Origin of the sequence: Enterobacter sp. 725m/11 (genome assembly GCF_011683705.1) — a bacterium.
GTDB lineage: Bacteria > Pseudomonadota > Gammaproteobacteria > Enterobacterales > Enterobacteriaceae > Enterobacter > Enterobacter bugandensis.
The window spans coordinates 18712-32136 of sequence record NZ_JAAQOK010000036.1 but is presented as its reverse complement, the minus strand read 5'-3'; the positions used below and the strand labels follow the sequence as shown (position 1 = coordinate 32136).

The window sequence follows — 13425 nt, the reverse complement described above, 5'->3', positions numbered from 1 at the left end:
GTGTTCACATGAGTTCGTTATATCAATCCATGGTCGCGGTGATTGAGCAGTCAATTACCCCGCTGGCCGCAAAGCTGGGTCAGCAAAAGTATGTGATTGCCATCCGCGACGGCTTTACCGCCGCGCTACCGTTTATGATCATCGGCTCGTTTATGCTGGTGTTCATTTTCCCGCCGTTCTCGGCGGATACCACCAACAGCTTCGCCCGCGGCTGGCTGGATTTCTCCCAGACCTACCGCGAGCAGCTGATGCTGCCGTTTAACCTCAGCATGGGCGTGATGACCTTCTTCATTTCGGTGGGGATTGGGGCGAGCCTGGGGCGTCAGTTTAACCTCGACCCGGTGATGTCCGGCCTGCTGGCCTTTATGGCCTTCCTGCTGGTCGCCGCGCCGTATGCCGACGGTAAAATCTCGACCCAGTATCTCTCCGGTCAGGGCATCTTTACCGCGCTTATCACCGCGATTTACGCCACCCGCGTCTATGCGTGGCTGAAGCAGAACAATGTGACCATCCGCCTGCCGAAGGAAGTGCCCACCGGCGTGGCGCGTTCGTTTGAGATCCTGATCCCGGTGATGGTGGTGATCGGTACTCTGCACCCGCTGAACCTGTTCATTGAAGCGCAGACCGGAATGATCATCCCGCAGGCGATCATGCACCTGCTGGAGCCGCTGGTATCCGCATCCGACTCCCTGCCCGCGATACTGCTCTCCGTGCTGCTGTGCCAGATCTTCTGGTTTGCCGGTATTCACGGCTCGCTGATTGTCACCGGCATCATGAACCCGTTCTGGATGGCGAACCTCTCCGCAAACCAGGCGGCGCTCGCCGCAGGCGCGGCACTGCCGCACGTTTACCTGCAGGGCTTCTGGGATCACTACCTGCTGATTGGCGGCGTAGGCTCCACGCTGCCGCTGGCGTTCCTGCTGCTGCGCAGCCGCGCCACGCACCTGCGCACCATCGGCAAAATGGGCATTGTGCCGAGCTTCTTTAACATCAATGAGCCGATTCTGTTCGGCGCGCCGATCATCATGAACCCGATGCTGTTTATCCCGTTCGTGTTTGTTCCGCTGGTCAATGCCTGCCTGGCGTACGGCGCAACGAAGCTCGGCTGGCTGGCTCAGGTGGTGTCATTAACCCCGTGGACCACCCCTGCCCCGATTGGTGCCTCATGGGCGGCAAACTGGGCGCTCAGTCCGGTGATAATGTGCCTGGTCTGTATGGTGATGTCCGCGCTGATGTACCTGCCGTTCCTGCGCGCCTATGAGCGTACGCTGATGAAAAACGAAGAGCAGAAGGCCCAGGCAACCGTCGGTACCGCTGAAGCCGCAAGCAATTAAGTCAAAGAGGAAAGGACATGAAATACGCATTTCCCGATAACTTCTGGTGGGGCAGCGCAAGCTCCGCTCTCCAGACCGAAGGGGCAAGAGAGGGGGAAACCACATGGGATTACTGGTTTGCCCGCGAGCCGAACCGTTTTCACAACGGCGTGGGGCCGCAGCACACCTCCACGTTTTATCAAAACTGGAAAACGGACATTCAGCTGTTAAAGCAGCTGAACCACAACAGCTTTCGTACCTCGATTAGCTGGGCACGCCTGATCCCCGACGGTATCGGTGAAGTGAACCCGGAAGCGGTCGATTTTTACAATCAGGTCATTGATGAGCTGAATGAACAGGGCATCACGCCGTTTATCACCCTGTTCCATTTCGACATGCCGATGGCGATGCAGGAGATCGGCGGCTGGGAAAACCGTGACGTGGTGGACGCTTACGCCCGCTATGCGCAGATCTGCTTCGAGCTGTTCGGCGACCGCGTGCTGCACTGGTTTACCTTCAACGAGCCCATCGTCCCGGTGGAGGGCGGTTATCTGTACGACTTCCACTATCCCAACGTGGTGGATTTCCGCCGGGCCGCCACCGTGGCGTATCACACCGTGCTGGCCCACGCGAAGGCCGTTCAGGCTTACCGCGCCGGACATTACGCGGGTGAGATCGGCATCGTGCTGAACCTGACGCCGTCCTACCCGCGCTCGCAGAACCCGGCGGACGTGAAGGCGGCGCACATCGCGGACCTGATGTTTAACCGCAGCTTCCTTGACCCGGTACTGCGCGGGGAGTATCCGGCCGACCTGGTGGCGTTGCTGAAATCCTACGATCAGTTGCCCGCCTGCAAGCCGGAAGACAGCGCGTTGATTGCGGAAGGGAAAATCGACCTGCTCGGCGTGAACTACTATCAGCCGCGCCGCGTGAAGTGTCGCGACAGCGCGGTGAACCCGCAGGCGCCGTTTATGCCGGAGTGGTTCTTTGATAACTACGAGATGCCGGGCCGCAAGATGAATCCGTACCGCGGCTGGGAAATCTACGAGCCGGGTATTTACGATATTCTGGTTAACCTGCGCGACAATTACGGCAACCCTCGCTGCTTTATTTCTGAAAACGGCATGGGCGTCGAAAATGAACAGCGCTTTATTGAAAATGGCCAGATTAACGATCAATACCGCATCGAGTTTATTTCTGAGCATTTAACGTGGCTGCATAAAGGGATTAGCGAAGGGTGCAATTGTCTTGGCTACCATATGTGGACGTTTATTGATAACTGGTCGTGGTGTAATGCCTATAAAAATCGCTACGGATTTATTCAGCTCGATTTAGAGACGCAGCAGCGCACCATTAAGAAAAGCGGAGAGTGGTTTGCCGCCACCGCCTTAAATAATAGTTTTGAAAAAGAGTAATAATGATGATCGCACTAGAAGAAGCCGTAATGGAAATTATCGTCAACGCCGGACAGTCCCGCAGCCTGTGCTTTGAAGCGCTGCACGCGGCGCGTCAGGGCAACTTTGACGAGGCCAAAAGCCTGCTGCACGAAGCCGACGGCTACGCGCGCCAGGCGCACAAGATGCAGACCAAACTGATCGAGCAGGATGCAGGCGAAGGCCGCCAGCCGATGACGTTAATCATGGTGCACGCGCAGGATCATTTAATGAATTCCTTATTAGCGCGTGAATTGTCTGAAGAAATAATTCATTTATATCAGAGATAGTCTATGGCGAAATAAAGTTAATGTAATACCTCTGTACCCTAAATAGAGATCCACTTGTTCTGATGATAGCGACATACTCTGTCAGATCGGAGCGGGATGGTTATTGTCTGAATAAAATTAAACTATATTGAGATAACCATGAATACGATTAAAAAACTTCCATTAACCATGGCGGTTATCGCCGCGCTTTGCCCAATTTCCGTACTCGCACAAGAATTTACCCAGGAGCAAATCGACGCCATTGTGGCGAAAGCGGTAGATAAAGCTCTGGCCGAGCGTCAGGCCAAAATGGATGCGGCGGTTGCGAAAAAAGCGGACGTGGTAACCGAGCCGCAAAGCGCGGCGCAATCCCCGGATATGGCGATCCCGTTCGGCATTAAATTTACCGGCTACGCCCGCTACGGCGCGCACTTCCAGGCCGCCGATCAGAAATACGTGGCGGTGGACGGCTCCTACAACGGCGCGTCCGCGATTGGTCGTCTGGGTAACGAAGGTAACGGCGGGGAATTCCAGCTCTCCAAGGCCTTCAAAGGGGACAACGGCGCCATCTGGGACATCAACGTGATGATCGACCACTGGGGCGACGAGGTTAACCTGAAAAAAGCCTACGCGGGGGTGACCAACATTATGGCCTCCAACCCAAATGCCTACTTCTGGGCTGGTCGTGACTTCCACCAGCGTCCGCAGCAGGGCATCAACGATTACTTCTGGATGAACCACGACGGCCAGGGCGCCGGGGTGAAGAACTTTGACATCGGCGGCGTGCAGTTTGACGTGGCTGCCGTGGCGGCAGTCGAATCCTGTAGTCCGGAAGTGATGGAAGATGAAGCGAACCCGTCGCGCATCACCTGTACCGGCGGTTCCGGCACGGGCGACAAGGGCAACTACGCCGCGACCTCCAAAATCCACGGCATGAAGCTCGGCCCGATCGACATGGAGCTGTACGCCAACTACGGCTTTGATTCGAAAGCGGTTGAAAGCGACGAACGCCTGAACGCCTGGCAGGGCGGCGTGGTGCTGAGCCACACCAACGACAGCGGCGTGAACAAGGTGATCGCCCGCTACTCCGATAACGCGGATAACAGCGTGTTCAACAAAACCGAAGATCTGACCACGGTCTACGCCAGCTTCGAAGGGCTGTATAAATTCACCCAGGCCACGCAGGTGGAGTACATCCTCGCCTTCCACGACTACGACAACAGCCGCGATAAGACTGATAACCGCAAGAACTACAACGCCATCGTGCGCCCGATGCACTGGTGGAACGACGTTCACTCCACCTGGCTGGAAGCAGGCTGGCAGCACGTTGACTACGATAACGGCGGCGACAACAAGGGCTGGAAGCTGACCCTGTCGCAGAACATGTCTATCGCCATGGGGCCTGAGTTCCGTCCGATGCTGCGCTTCTACGTCACCGGCGGCAAAGTGGATAATGAACGCACCGCGCGCGTGAACAATACCAAAGACGAGACGCTCGACGACTTCAACGTCGGCGCGATGTGGGAGGCGTGGTTCTAAGGTCAACAACATGCCGGGTGGCGCTACGCTTACCCGGCCTACGGTTTTCCCCCTCTCCCCATGGGAGAGGGCCGGGGTGAGGGCATCAGGCCGCACACAACCATGCTATGCTGTTGGCCAATTAACGACAACATAGCAGGGGAGAAAATGGGTTCCACACGTAAAGGGATGCTGAACGTCCTGATCGCCGCCGTTTTATGGGGCAGTTCCGGAGTTTGCGCGCAGTACATCATGGAGAAAAGCCACATTTCTTCGCCTTACCTGACCATGGTTCGCCTGCTGTTTACCGGCGTGATCCTGCTGACGCTCTCCTTCGTTCACGGCGACAAGATTTTCTCGATCATCAAGCATCGTAAAGACGCCCTCAGTCTGCTGTTTTTCTCGCTGGTCGGCGCGCTCACCGTGCAGCTCACCTTCCTGCTGACGATTGAAAAATCCAACGCCGCTACGGCGACCGTGCTCCAGTTCCTGTCGCCGACCATCATTGTGGCGTGGTTCGCCCTGGCGCGGAAAACGCGTCCCGGCGTGTTTGTCCTGTCAGCGATTTTTACGTCGTTGATCGGCACCTTCCTGCTGGTGACCCACGGCGACCCAACCTCGCTCTCCATCTCCCCTGCCGCGCTGTTCTTCGGCATCGCCTCGGCGTTTGCCGCCGCGTTTTACACCACCTATCCGTCAGCGCTGATTGCCCGCTACGGCACGCTGCCGATTGTCGGCTGGAGCATGTTGATTGCCGGGTTAATGCTGACGCCGTTCTACGCCGGGCGCGGCACCACTTTCGTGATTGACGGCGGCCTGCTGCTGGCGTTTTTCTACCTGGTGGTGATCGGCACGGCGCTGACGTTCAGCCTGTACCTGAAGGGCGCGCAGATGATTGGCGGGCCGAAGGCGAGCATTCTGAGCTGCGCCGAGCCGCTGAGCAGTGCGCTGCTGTCAGTGGTGTTGCTGGGCGTGGCGTTTACGCTGCCGGACTGGCTAGGGACGCTGCTGATCGTGTCGTCGGTGGTGCTGATTTCGATGGATTCGCGTAGAAGGGTTAAGGCATCGGCGTAGCCTGATGCCCTCACCCCAACCCTCTCCCACGGGAGAGGGAGAAAAACACTACTTCGCCTTAACCTTCCCCGCCACCAGCAGCGCGGTCAGCAGCATCAGCGTGCCGGAAATCACCAGCGGTGACGTCAGCCCCAGATGGTCGAGCGCCACGCCGCCAATGGCCGCACCGCAGGTGTTCGCCAGCTGGATCACCGCCACCTGAATCGACCCGGCTTTTTCCGCCTGATCGGCAAGCGTTCGGGTGATCCACGTCGACCAGCCCACCGGTACCAGCGCAAAGGCAAAGCCCCAGATAATCGCAATCGCCGAGGCAACCCATTTGTCGCTACCCCACAGAATCAGCACCGTGGCACTCACCGCCAGCAGCAACGGCGCACCCGCCAGCGCCACCTTCAGGGAGCGCTTCAGGAACTGGGACGACAGCGACGTGCCGATAAAGCTGGCGATACCGAAGCTCAGCAGCACCAGCGTCAGGCCGTCCACGTCAAAGCCCGCCATGGTCATAAACACCGGACGGATGTAGGTGAAAAAGGCAAACTGCCCGGCAAAGGCCATAAAGATGGCGGTCATCCCCGCCAGCACGCCCGGACGCTTGAGCAGCGCGAACATGTTCTGTTTGTGGTGCGCCGCTTCGCCCGGCAGGGACGGCAGCGCCTTCCACACCCAGATAATGCAGAGCACACCCATCACTGCCGCCGCGTTAAAGACGTTACGCCAGCCGATAATCCCACCAAGGAAGCTGCCCAGCGGCGCGGCAATCACCAGCGCAATAGAGACCGCGCCGAAGATAACGGACAGCGCTTTTGGCACGGTGCGCGCGGGCACCAGGCGCATGGTCAGCGAGGCCGACATCGCCCAGAAGCCGCCTAATCCCAGCCCCAAACAGGCGCGACCGAGCAGCAACAGGGTGAAGCTTTCCGCGAAAGAGACCAGCAGGCAGGAGAGCGTCAGCAGCACGCTGAACAGAATGACCACTTTGCGGCGATCAATCGCGCCAATCACCTGCGTGATAAACAGGCTGGCGAACATCGCCACAAAGGCGGTGACGGTAACGGACTGCCCCGCCACGCCTTCGGAAATGCCCAGATCCTGCGCCATCGGCGTCAGCAGGCTCACCGGTAGAAACTCAACGGTAATCAGGCAGGCGACGCAAAACGCCACGGAGAAAACCGCCGACCAGTTGGGGCGTGAAACCTCTTTGGTCTGCGGTCTGGTTGTGGGCTGGATATGTTCTGTCATGGCATCACCTGAAGATAAAAACGTGCGGAAAAGTCGCGCAGTTTATCATCAAAAGTGTGACGAATTTAACGTTTAGACAACTTTTGTCGTTTTTAATAATTCGGAAGGCAGAGCGGCGGTGACTGATACCTTTTCAGCATAACGAAAATGAAAATTCAGTAACCACAATTGAGGTGAAACAATCATAGCGTCTGAAAAGGAGAAACTATGAAAACACGTACTTTATCTCAAAATCTTACCGTCAGTGCCGTCGGCTACGGTGCCATGGGTCTGAGTGAATTTTATGGCCAGACTGATGACAAAGGTTCACTGCAGGTATTGCATAACCTCATCGATCTGAACGTGACGTTTATTGATACCGCAAATTTATATGGCCGTGGCCATAATGAAAGGCTAATCGGTCACTTTCTTGCCGGGCTGGATAAAAACACTCGCGACCAGTTCAAAATCGCCACGAAGTGCGGCATCGATCGTTCTCCTGACGAGTCCTACGCCCGCACCATCAACAATACGCCGGACTATATCATCCGCTGCTGTAACGAATCCCTTAAGCGGCTTGGCGTGGAGCGAATCGACCTCTTTTATCTTCACAGAGTGAGTAACGCAACCCCGATCGAAGAGAGTATGGATTGTCTGCGCACCCTTGTTAAAGAGGGCAAGATCAACCACATCGGCCTTTGCGAAGTGTCGGCTTCAACGCTGCAACGGGCGCATGCGGTGCATCCGGTCACCGCATTGCAAACAGAATATTCTCTGTGGACACGAGACATCGAGGAAAACATTTTGCCGGTCGTGAAAGCGCTAGGTATCGGCCTGGTGCCCTACTCACCTCTTGGCAGAGGCTTCCTGACGGGAAAATACCTGAACAACAACGATTTTGCAGAAGGTGATTTCCGCAAGAATAACGAACGATTTGTTCAGTCCAGTCTCGATCATAATCGCCAGTTGCTCGATATCATTACCCCGCTGGCGACAAAATACGGCTGTACCGCAGGTCAAATTGCGCTTGCCTGGCTGTTAGCACAATACGATCGGCTGGTTCCCATTCCGGGTACTAAGCACGTCAGCTATCTGGCCGAGAACGCGCGCGCTGCCGATATTGTGCTTGAGAAGAGCGATATCGAATCGTTGAACAACCTTCATCGCCGGGTAGCGATTAAAGGCGATCGTTATTCTGCCGAGGGTATGAAGGGCGTGAATGCCTGATACGGCATCTTGAAAATAAAAAAACCGGGTTTCCCCGGTTTTTTTATATCTACGGATACGCCGTTAGCGATAAACGCTCAACGCGACGCCTTCCCCGCCGCCAACGCACAGTGCGGCAACGCCACGCCTGGCATCATTACGGATCAGGGAATGAACCAGCGTCACCAAAATTCGGCAGCCGGATGCACCTATCGCATGCCCAAGCGCGATTGCCCCGCCGTATGGATTGATACGATCCGGGGAAATCCCGGCCCGCTGAATCACGGCCAGCGCCTGGGCGGCAAACGCTTCGTTGGATTCGAGATGATCGACATCCTCAGGCTTCCATCCCGAGCGGGAAAGACAGTCGGCAATGGCCTGAATCGGGGCTGCACCCATTAATGCCGGCTGGATACCGGAATTGGAAAATACGCCCAGCGATGCCAGAACCGGCAAACCACGTGCTTCGGCAGTCTCACGCGTACAAAGCAGGACCGCCGCGGCACCGTCATTCAACGATGAAGCATTTCCCGCCGTCACCGTACCCTCTTTTCGGAAGACAGGCTTCAGTTTCGTCAATTTTTCGATACTGGTTGCACGGGGTCCTTCATCCCTCTCCACGCTGATCGTTTCACCTTTTCGCGTCTGCCACTCTACCGGGACAATTTCACGCTCAAAAATGCCACGCGCCTGCGCTTCAAGCGCATTGTGGTGAGAGACAAGGGCATATTCATCCTGCATTTCGCGGCTGATACCAAACTCCGTCGCAACATTCTCTGCAGTGATACCCATGTGATAATCGTTGAAGGCATCCCAGAGCCCGTCAGAAACCAGGCTATCTTTGAGAGTAATATCACCCAGCCGCGTTCCGCTACGCGACGTCGTGGCGATATGCGGCGCGTTGGACATACTCTCCTGACCACCGGCGATAACAAACTCAGCCTCCCCCGTCTGCAGCGCCTGCATGCCAAGATGGACCGCCTTAAGCCCGGACCCGCACACTTTGTTTACCGTCAGACATTGCGTATCTACGGGCAATCCAGCATTCAGTGCCGACTGTCGGGCCGGGTTCTGGCCGCACCCCGCAGTAAGAACCTGTCCCATAATGACCTGAGAGATATCACTGGCTTCTACGCCAGATTCTTTCAGGAGCGCCTGAATGACGCGGCTTCCCAGATCAGAGGCTGAATGCTCCGCAAGCGCGCCCTGAAATGCGCCCGTCGCCGTGCGGCGGGCTGCAATAATAACAATCTCGCTCATGCGTCACTTCCCTTCAGTCCTGGCAAAGTATGGCCCGTCGCGGCCATTGCCGCGCGGTATGCAGTAAGACCATTCATGCAGGCGGGAACGCCAGCATATACCGCCATCTGTATCACAATTTCAAGCAGCTCTTCCGGCGTCACGCCGGTATTGAGCGCGCCTCGCATATGCAGTTCTAGCTGCGGCATGGCATTACCCAGCGTCACAAGCGAGGCGACGGTCAACATTTCGCGCGTTTTGAGATCCATTCCCGGACGACCCACCACATCCCCAAACGCATAGTCGGTAATCAGGGCGGGCAGCCCCGGGTCCAGCTCGCTCAGGCGGCGGGTGACTTTATCCGCGAGCCCCGCTTCAAGACGGTCCATAATCTCTCTGCCATAGCGCGTGCGGTCATTAATTTGACTCATAAGATTTCTCCATACGGGATTGTTTTTGCGGTCAACGTTGCCGGAATAACCGCGACAAGCAGAACGGACAGACCGATGGCCGTACCGGCGACGATATACAGGAGCGGCATTGAAAATGATGAAACCATCCAGGCACCGACTGACGCACCGATACCAATGGCGGTATTGAAAAATGAAACGTAGATTGCGGAGGCCGGGAAGGCTTTATCCTCTGCCATACGTAAAACCCACGTCTGGAAACCGACAAATATTCCTGATACGGCGACACCCCAGACAACCATACTGGTAAATATCAACGCAGCAGAGAGCGAGGAACCAGACAGGCCCAGGAACAGCAGCACTGCACAGATCAGCAGTACAGACAAAGAGACCGTCAGCTTGAGATACTTATCAATCAACACGCCGGTCAGGAAATTACCTGCCAGACCCGCGATGCCGTAAACAAAAAGCACAGCAGGAATAATGGTGGTGGACAGTAAACTCTGCGTGTGTAGCCAGGGTTCAATGTACGTAAAGGCAGCAAAGTGAGCCGTCACAGCCAGCAAGGTTGCTGAGTAAATTTTCCATAATGTTGACGATTTCAGCACGCCTTTAAGCGCATCCAGCCCGAGCGCACTTTTGCTGGTAATCCTGGGAACAAGAACGCTAATACCCACAAAGGCAATTACGCTCAGCGCGGCCATCAGCCAAAATGCCTGCCGCCAGCCGAAGTGAATACCAATATAGTTGGATACCGGTACGCCAAAAACGCTTGCTGCGGAAACACCACCAAATACGATTGACGTCGCCGCCCCTATATATCTGGCAGGGACCATAGCCACCGCCGTTGCGCCGATCATCGCCCAGAATGCGCCGTGAGCGAGCGCTCCCAGTACGCGGGCGCTAAGCAGCATGCTATAGACGTTTACCGTCGCAGCCATAACGTTAGAGACCAGAAGTACCACGGTAAGCACAAGTAAAAGCCGCTTCCTGGACACATTCCCTAAAAAGATGGAGGCAAACAGCGCACTCAACGCCCCCACCCAGGCATAAAGCGACACGGTCATGCCCACCGCAGATTCCGAAGACTGTAGCCCCTCTGCGATTGGCGTTAATAATCCGACTGGCGCCAGTTCAGTGGTAACAATAGTAAACGTTGAAATAGCCAGAATAAATAAAGCAAGCCATGACCTTAACGTCATATTCTGCGGAGTGAGTTCTGAAGTCATACTACTTACCTCAATAAGGATTTAAATAATGTGCCAATTTTTTTCAGTTGCATATCTGGTAAGCGCGGAATGCTCTCCCACACAGACGGGATGGCCAGTGGCTTCCAGCATTGGAATATCCGAAAGATCGTCGCCGTAGGCATAACAATCCACGGGGTTAATTTCTTTATCATCGCAAAAGGCGATAAGCGCGTCTTTTTTACCTGTTCCAATTGTTTGAGGCAGGCCGATTTCACCCGTCAACTCACCTTCGTCATTTATTATCACCGGCGCACAGAGTACTTCCGTTACTCCAAGATATTTTGCAATGGGTGAAAGAATCGGAAGCATAGAGCCCGATATAAATACGGTATACATGTTCTGGTTCTGATGTTTTTTAAGGGCTGAAACAGCACTCTCAATAAAAAACTCGCTTTCCAGCTTACGCCTGAACCACTTCTCACCCATTTCTTCCAGATAACGACAAGACACACCTTTAAACTGACGATAATAATCTCTGTTCAGGGCTTCCCTTGGCACGCCGTTTTTCACGTCGGTGCGAAAACGAGACATATAGCGTTGAAGACGATCGTTTTGATTATTTTCCCTGCACCAGAAATCATAGAAATCAAACATGCTTTTAATATTTATAAGCGTTTCATCAACATCAAAAAAAGCGGCATGTTTACGCAAACTTTATTCCTCGTAGTTTTTTCTTCGACTCTTAACCGGAAAATCTCTATCCGTACCAGACACGCCTGCATCCGCCCAGCGGGAAGGCGCAATTTCTGAAACCACCACGGAAATTTTATCCAGCGGCGCACCCGTGTTTTTGTGAACGGCAAATGTAATATCTTCCTGGAGTCTGATGATTTGATTTTCATCTTTCGCAGGCCAGGTCATAACATGAACAAATGGCATGTTTTTCTCACTCTATAGTTGTAAATTCATCGAAGGAACGGCCTTTGAGTTTTAAATGGGCATGGATATCGCCTCCAAGACCATAAAAGCCAATTGCACCGCCGTAGCTCTGACGCGAGCTCATATAAAGTACGACTACGTTAATAATTCTGTTTCCTTTCCTCGCCGGCGCCGGGAAAGGATCGGTTAACTCTGCCCAATATTCGGCATTACCTTCGCTATCGGTTATAAATACGTTGGGTATTCCCAGCGGACCTGGCCTGCTCGGATCCTCCGAGGCTAGATCGTTTTCCCTGAGACTCATCACGGTGTAAACGCTATCCGGAACAAGGCTCCGGAACGAAAACGTGAACCGGGCTCGTTTCTTATCTTCGGACAATGTGACCTCAAAGGTGCCTTCTGCCTCGAGCCAGGCAGCGAGGGTCACTGGCTCGATCTCTCGCTTTCCATCGCTGCTGCGATAATCCGCGATATAGCCTTCATGAAGTGGCAGGCCAGGCCTTATTTCATTATTGGCCTGCGGCCGCTGTTCTGGTGCGAAAATCATCCGATAGTTGTTCATCGGAATGGGTAAAGGAAGAGTATGAAGAATGATGTCCTTCAACGCGTCCTGAGGCATCTTTTCGAGATCGCACAGAATGTTATAGGGTGCGACTTCCCCAAATGCCGGAAGCGGGCTGTCCGGAGAGACAATGACGCTTCGCCACTGCAGTCCGTTATCCCCTGGCACCATGCCAACCACGACAAAATTACCCTTCCCGTCCATGACCTCCGCAGGGGGGTAAAGCGGCCCCTGCGTGGTCGCAGCCAGACGGTATTTCTGGCTACGTAATTCAGGCATGCGTTACCCCCTGAGTCACCCCTTGCTGCTCAACAATGGTCGCCTGCATGGCAACCTCAGCCAGAGATTTCTCTTTCTCTGTAATCAGGGCGGAAGGATAGACGGTGAACGAGACATCCATTGTCGCGCAAAGCGTTTGGTGCTGAGTGACGCGAACCTGAGCCTTGAAACGCCCCCGGCGGTCGTTAATATCTTTTTCAAGAAATTCAAAGTGGACCAGCGCCGGTAAAGGGAACAGGAAACTGGCGAAATTGATTGCCATGCTATTAATGACGTAATAGCGTCCACTTTCCTGCTGGTAAATAAATTCTTCGGTGACACCGATAAAGGCCTGTCGGCTGGCTTCAACCAGGAGCATTCCCTGAATATGCTGCCCCGTCTGATGATCCGCCATCAATTCGCAACGCTCATCGATTAACAGCGGCATCGCATAAAGATCGTGGTTATGCTCAGCTTGTTCCGCAGGTCCTATAAGTACATTCTGTTCCAGTCTTTTATGGCAAAAAGCATTTTTTTTGTCGCTAACCAGTTTTTCCAGAGAGCACATTTTTAACTTATTACCATGAATCGCATTTCTTGCCTGATTTGAAATTACCTTTCCGGCAAAATCCTTGCGCACGCCCTGTCCAACAATAATTTCATGTTCTTTATCAATGATATTCGCAGGGATTTGAGTCAATAATTCTAGCTGAGATATAGTCAGTACATCTTTACCATTAGCAAATTCATTAAATTTATCGCCAACAACTACCAACTTTTTACAGTTCATTCATTG

13 protein-coding genes and 1 pseudogene are annotated in these 13425 nt (G+C 54.3%); 6 read left to right on the top strand and 8 right to left on the bottom strand.

The features are described 5' to 3' along the window. Positions 1-8 precede the first annotated feature (8 nt). The 5 genes from HBA26_RS15915 to HBA26_RS15895 all read left to right on the top strand — a co-directional run bounded on the left by HBA26_RS15915 (position 9) and on the right by HBA26_RS15895 (position 5607). Positions 9-1334 carry a PTS sugar transporter subunit IIC gene (locus tag HBA26_RS15915; RefSeq protein ID WP_028014981.1) on the top strand — a complete coding sequence of 442 codons (1326 nt, stop codon included), beginning with the start codon at positions 9-11 and terminating at the stop codon, positions 1332-1334. A 17-nt stretch (positions 1335-1351) separates the two neighbouring features. Next, complete coding sequence (locus HBA26_RS15910; protein ID WP_126345626.1) at positions 1352-2728, top strand: glycoside hydrolase family 1 protein; 1377 nt, start codon at positions 1352-1354, stop codon at positions 2726-2728. A gap of 5 nt (positions 2729-2733) precedes the next feature. Then, complete coding sequence (locus HBA26_RS15905; protein ID WP_028014979.1) at positions 2734-3036, top strand: PTS lactose/cellobiose transporter subunit IIA; 303 nt, start codon at positions 2734-2736, stop codon at positions 3034-3036. Between the two features lie 138 nt (positions 3037-3174). Continuing rightward, positions 3175-4554, top strand: a complete 1380-nt coding sequence (locus tag HBA26_RS15900) for a carbohydrate porin (protein ID WP_041911699.1) — start codon at positions 3175-3177, stop codon at positions 4552-4554. A gap of 147 nt (positions 4555-4701) precedes the next feature. Further along, positions 4702-5607, top strand: a complete 906-nt coding sequence (locus tag HBA26_RS15895; protein WP_028014977.1) for an EamA family transporter — start codon at positions 4702-4704, stop codon at positions 5605-5607. Between the two features lie 48 nt (positions 5608-5655). On the opposite strand, the gene nepI is transcribed toward HBA26_RS15895, so the two are convergent. Further along, positions 5656-6846, bottom strand: coding sequence for a purine ribonucleoside efflux pump NepI (nepI, locus tag HBA26_RS15890; protein ID WP_049000261.1), 1191 nt, complete (start codon positions 6844-6846; stop codon positions 5656-5658). A gap of 207 nt (positions 6847-7053) precedes the next feature. On the opposite strand from nepI, the gene HBA26_RS15885 reads away from it, so the two are divergent. Next, on the top strand, positions 7054-8052 hold the full coding sequence (locus tag HBA26_RS15885) for an aldo/keto reductase (protein WP_047366712.1): 999 nt from the start codon (positions 7054-7056) through the stop codon (positions 8050-8052). A gap of 63 nt (positions 8053-8115) precedes the next feature. Here the strand turns inward: HBA26_RS15885 and HBA26_RS15880 are convergent, their stop codons facing one another. The 7 genes and pseudogenes from HBA26_RS15880 to HBA26_RS15850 all read right to left on the bottom strand — a co-directional run bounded on the left by HBA26_RS15880 (position 8116) and on the right by HBA26_RS15850 (position 13419). Then, complete coding sequence (locus HBA26_RS15880) at positions 8116-9291, bottom strand: acetyl-CoA C-acetyltransferase (protein ID WP_028014974.1); 1176 nt, start codon at positions 9289-9291, stop codon at positions 8116-8118. Then, a complete protein-coding gene (locus HBA26_RS15875; RefSeq protein ID WP_126345627.1) occupies positions 9288-9701 on the bottom strand; it encodes a carboxymuconolactone decarboxylase family protein in 414 nt (137 codons plus the stop codon). Before HBA26_RS15875 ends, HBA26_RS15880 begins: the two co-directional genes overlap by 4 nt. Next, positions 9688-10909 (bottom strand): annotated as a pseudogene (locus HBA26_RS15870) (MFS transporter). The gene HBA26_RS15875 and the pseudogene HBA26_RS15870 overlap by 14 nt, the downstream one beginning before the upstream one ends. Before the next feature lie 21 nt (positions 10910-10930). After that, the gene (locus HBA26_RS15865; RefSeq protein ID WP_059357167.1) at positions 10931-11581 is read right to left on the bottom strand and encodes an HAD-IB family hydrolase; all 651 of its coding nucleotides are present in this window, start codon (positions 11579-11581) and stop codon (positions 10931-10933) included. A 3-nt stretch (positions 11582-11584) separates the two neighbouring features. Then, the gene (locus HBA26_RS15860) at positions 11585-11809 is read right to left on the bottom strand and encodes a 2-hydroxymuconate tautomerase (protein WP_041911708.1); all 225 of its coding nucleotides are present in this window, start codon (positions 11807-11809) and stop codon (positions 11585-11587) included. A gap of 7 nt (positions 11810-11816) precedes the next feature. Beyond that, on the bottom strand, positions 11817-12650 hold the full coding sequence (locus tag HBA26_RS15855; RefSeq protein ID WP_049137108.1) for a hypothetical protein: 834 nt from the start codon (positions 12648-12650) through the stop codon (positions 11817-11819). Beyond that, entirely contained in the window at positions 12643-13419 is a 777-nt protein-coding gene (locus HBA26_RS15850) for an AfsA-related hotdog domain-containing protein (protein WP_100171145.1), read from the bottom strand. The genes HBA26_RS15855 and HBA26_RS15850 overlap by 8 nt, the downstream gene beginning before the upstream one ends. Positions 13420-13425 lie beyond the last annotated feature (6 nt).

Coding starts and splice junctions, on each gene's coding strand:
- HBA26_RS15915 (WP_028014981.1), top strand. CDS start 9: ATGAGTTCGTTATATCAATCCATGGTCGCGGTGATTGAGCAGTCAATT.
- HBA26_RS15910 (WP_126345626.1), top strand. CDS start 1,352: ATGAAATACGCATTTCCCGATAACTTCTGGTGGGGCAGCGCAAGCTCC.
- HBA26_RS15905 (WP_028014979.1), top strand. CDS start 2,734: ATGATCGCACTAGAAGAAGCCGTAATGGAAATTATCGTCAACGCCGGA.
- HBA26_RS15900 (WP_041911699.1), top strand. CDS start 3,175: ATGAATACGATTAAAAAACTTCCATTAACCATGGCGGTTATCGCCGCG.
- HBA26_RS15895 (WP_028014977.1), top strand. CDS start 4,702: ATGGGTTCCACACGTAAAGGGATGCTGAACGTCCTGATCGCCGCCGTT.
- nepI (WP_049000261.1), bottom strand. CDS start 6,846: ATGACAGAACATATCCAGCCCACAACCAGACCGCAGACCAAAGAGGTT.
- HBA26_RS15885 (WP_047366712.1), top strand. CDS start 7,054: ATGAAAACACGTACTTTATCTCAAAATCTTACCGTCAGTGCCGTCGGC.
- HBA26_RS15880 (WP_028014974.1), bottom strand. CDS start 9,291: ATGAGCGAGATTGTTATTATTGCAGCCCGCCGCACGGCGACGGGCGCA.
- HBA26_RS15875 (WP_126345627.1), bottom strand. CDS start 9,701: ATGAGTCAAATTAATGACCGCACGCGCTATGGCAGAGAGATTATGGAC.
- HBA26_RS15860 (WP_041911708.1), bottom strand. CDS start 11,809: ATGCCATTTGTTCATGTTATGACCTGGCCTGCGAAAGATGAAAATCAA.
- HBA26_RS15855 (WP_049137108.1), bottom strand. CDS start 12,650: ATGCCTGAATTACGTAGCCAGAAATACCGTCTGGCTGCGACCACGCAG.
- HBA26_RS15850 (WP_100171145.1), bottom strand. CDS start 13,419: ATGAACTGTAAAAAGTTGGTAGTTGTTGGCGATAAATTTAATGAATTT.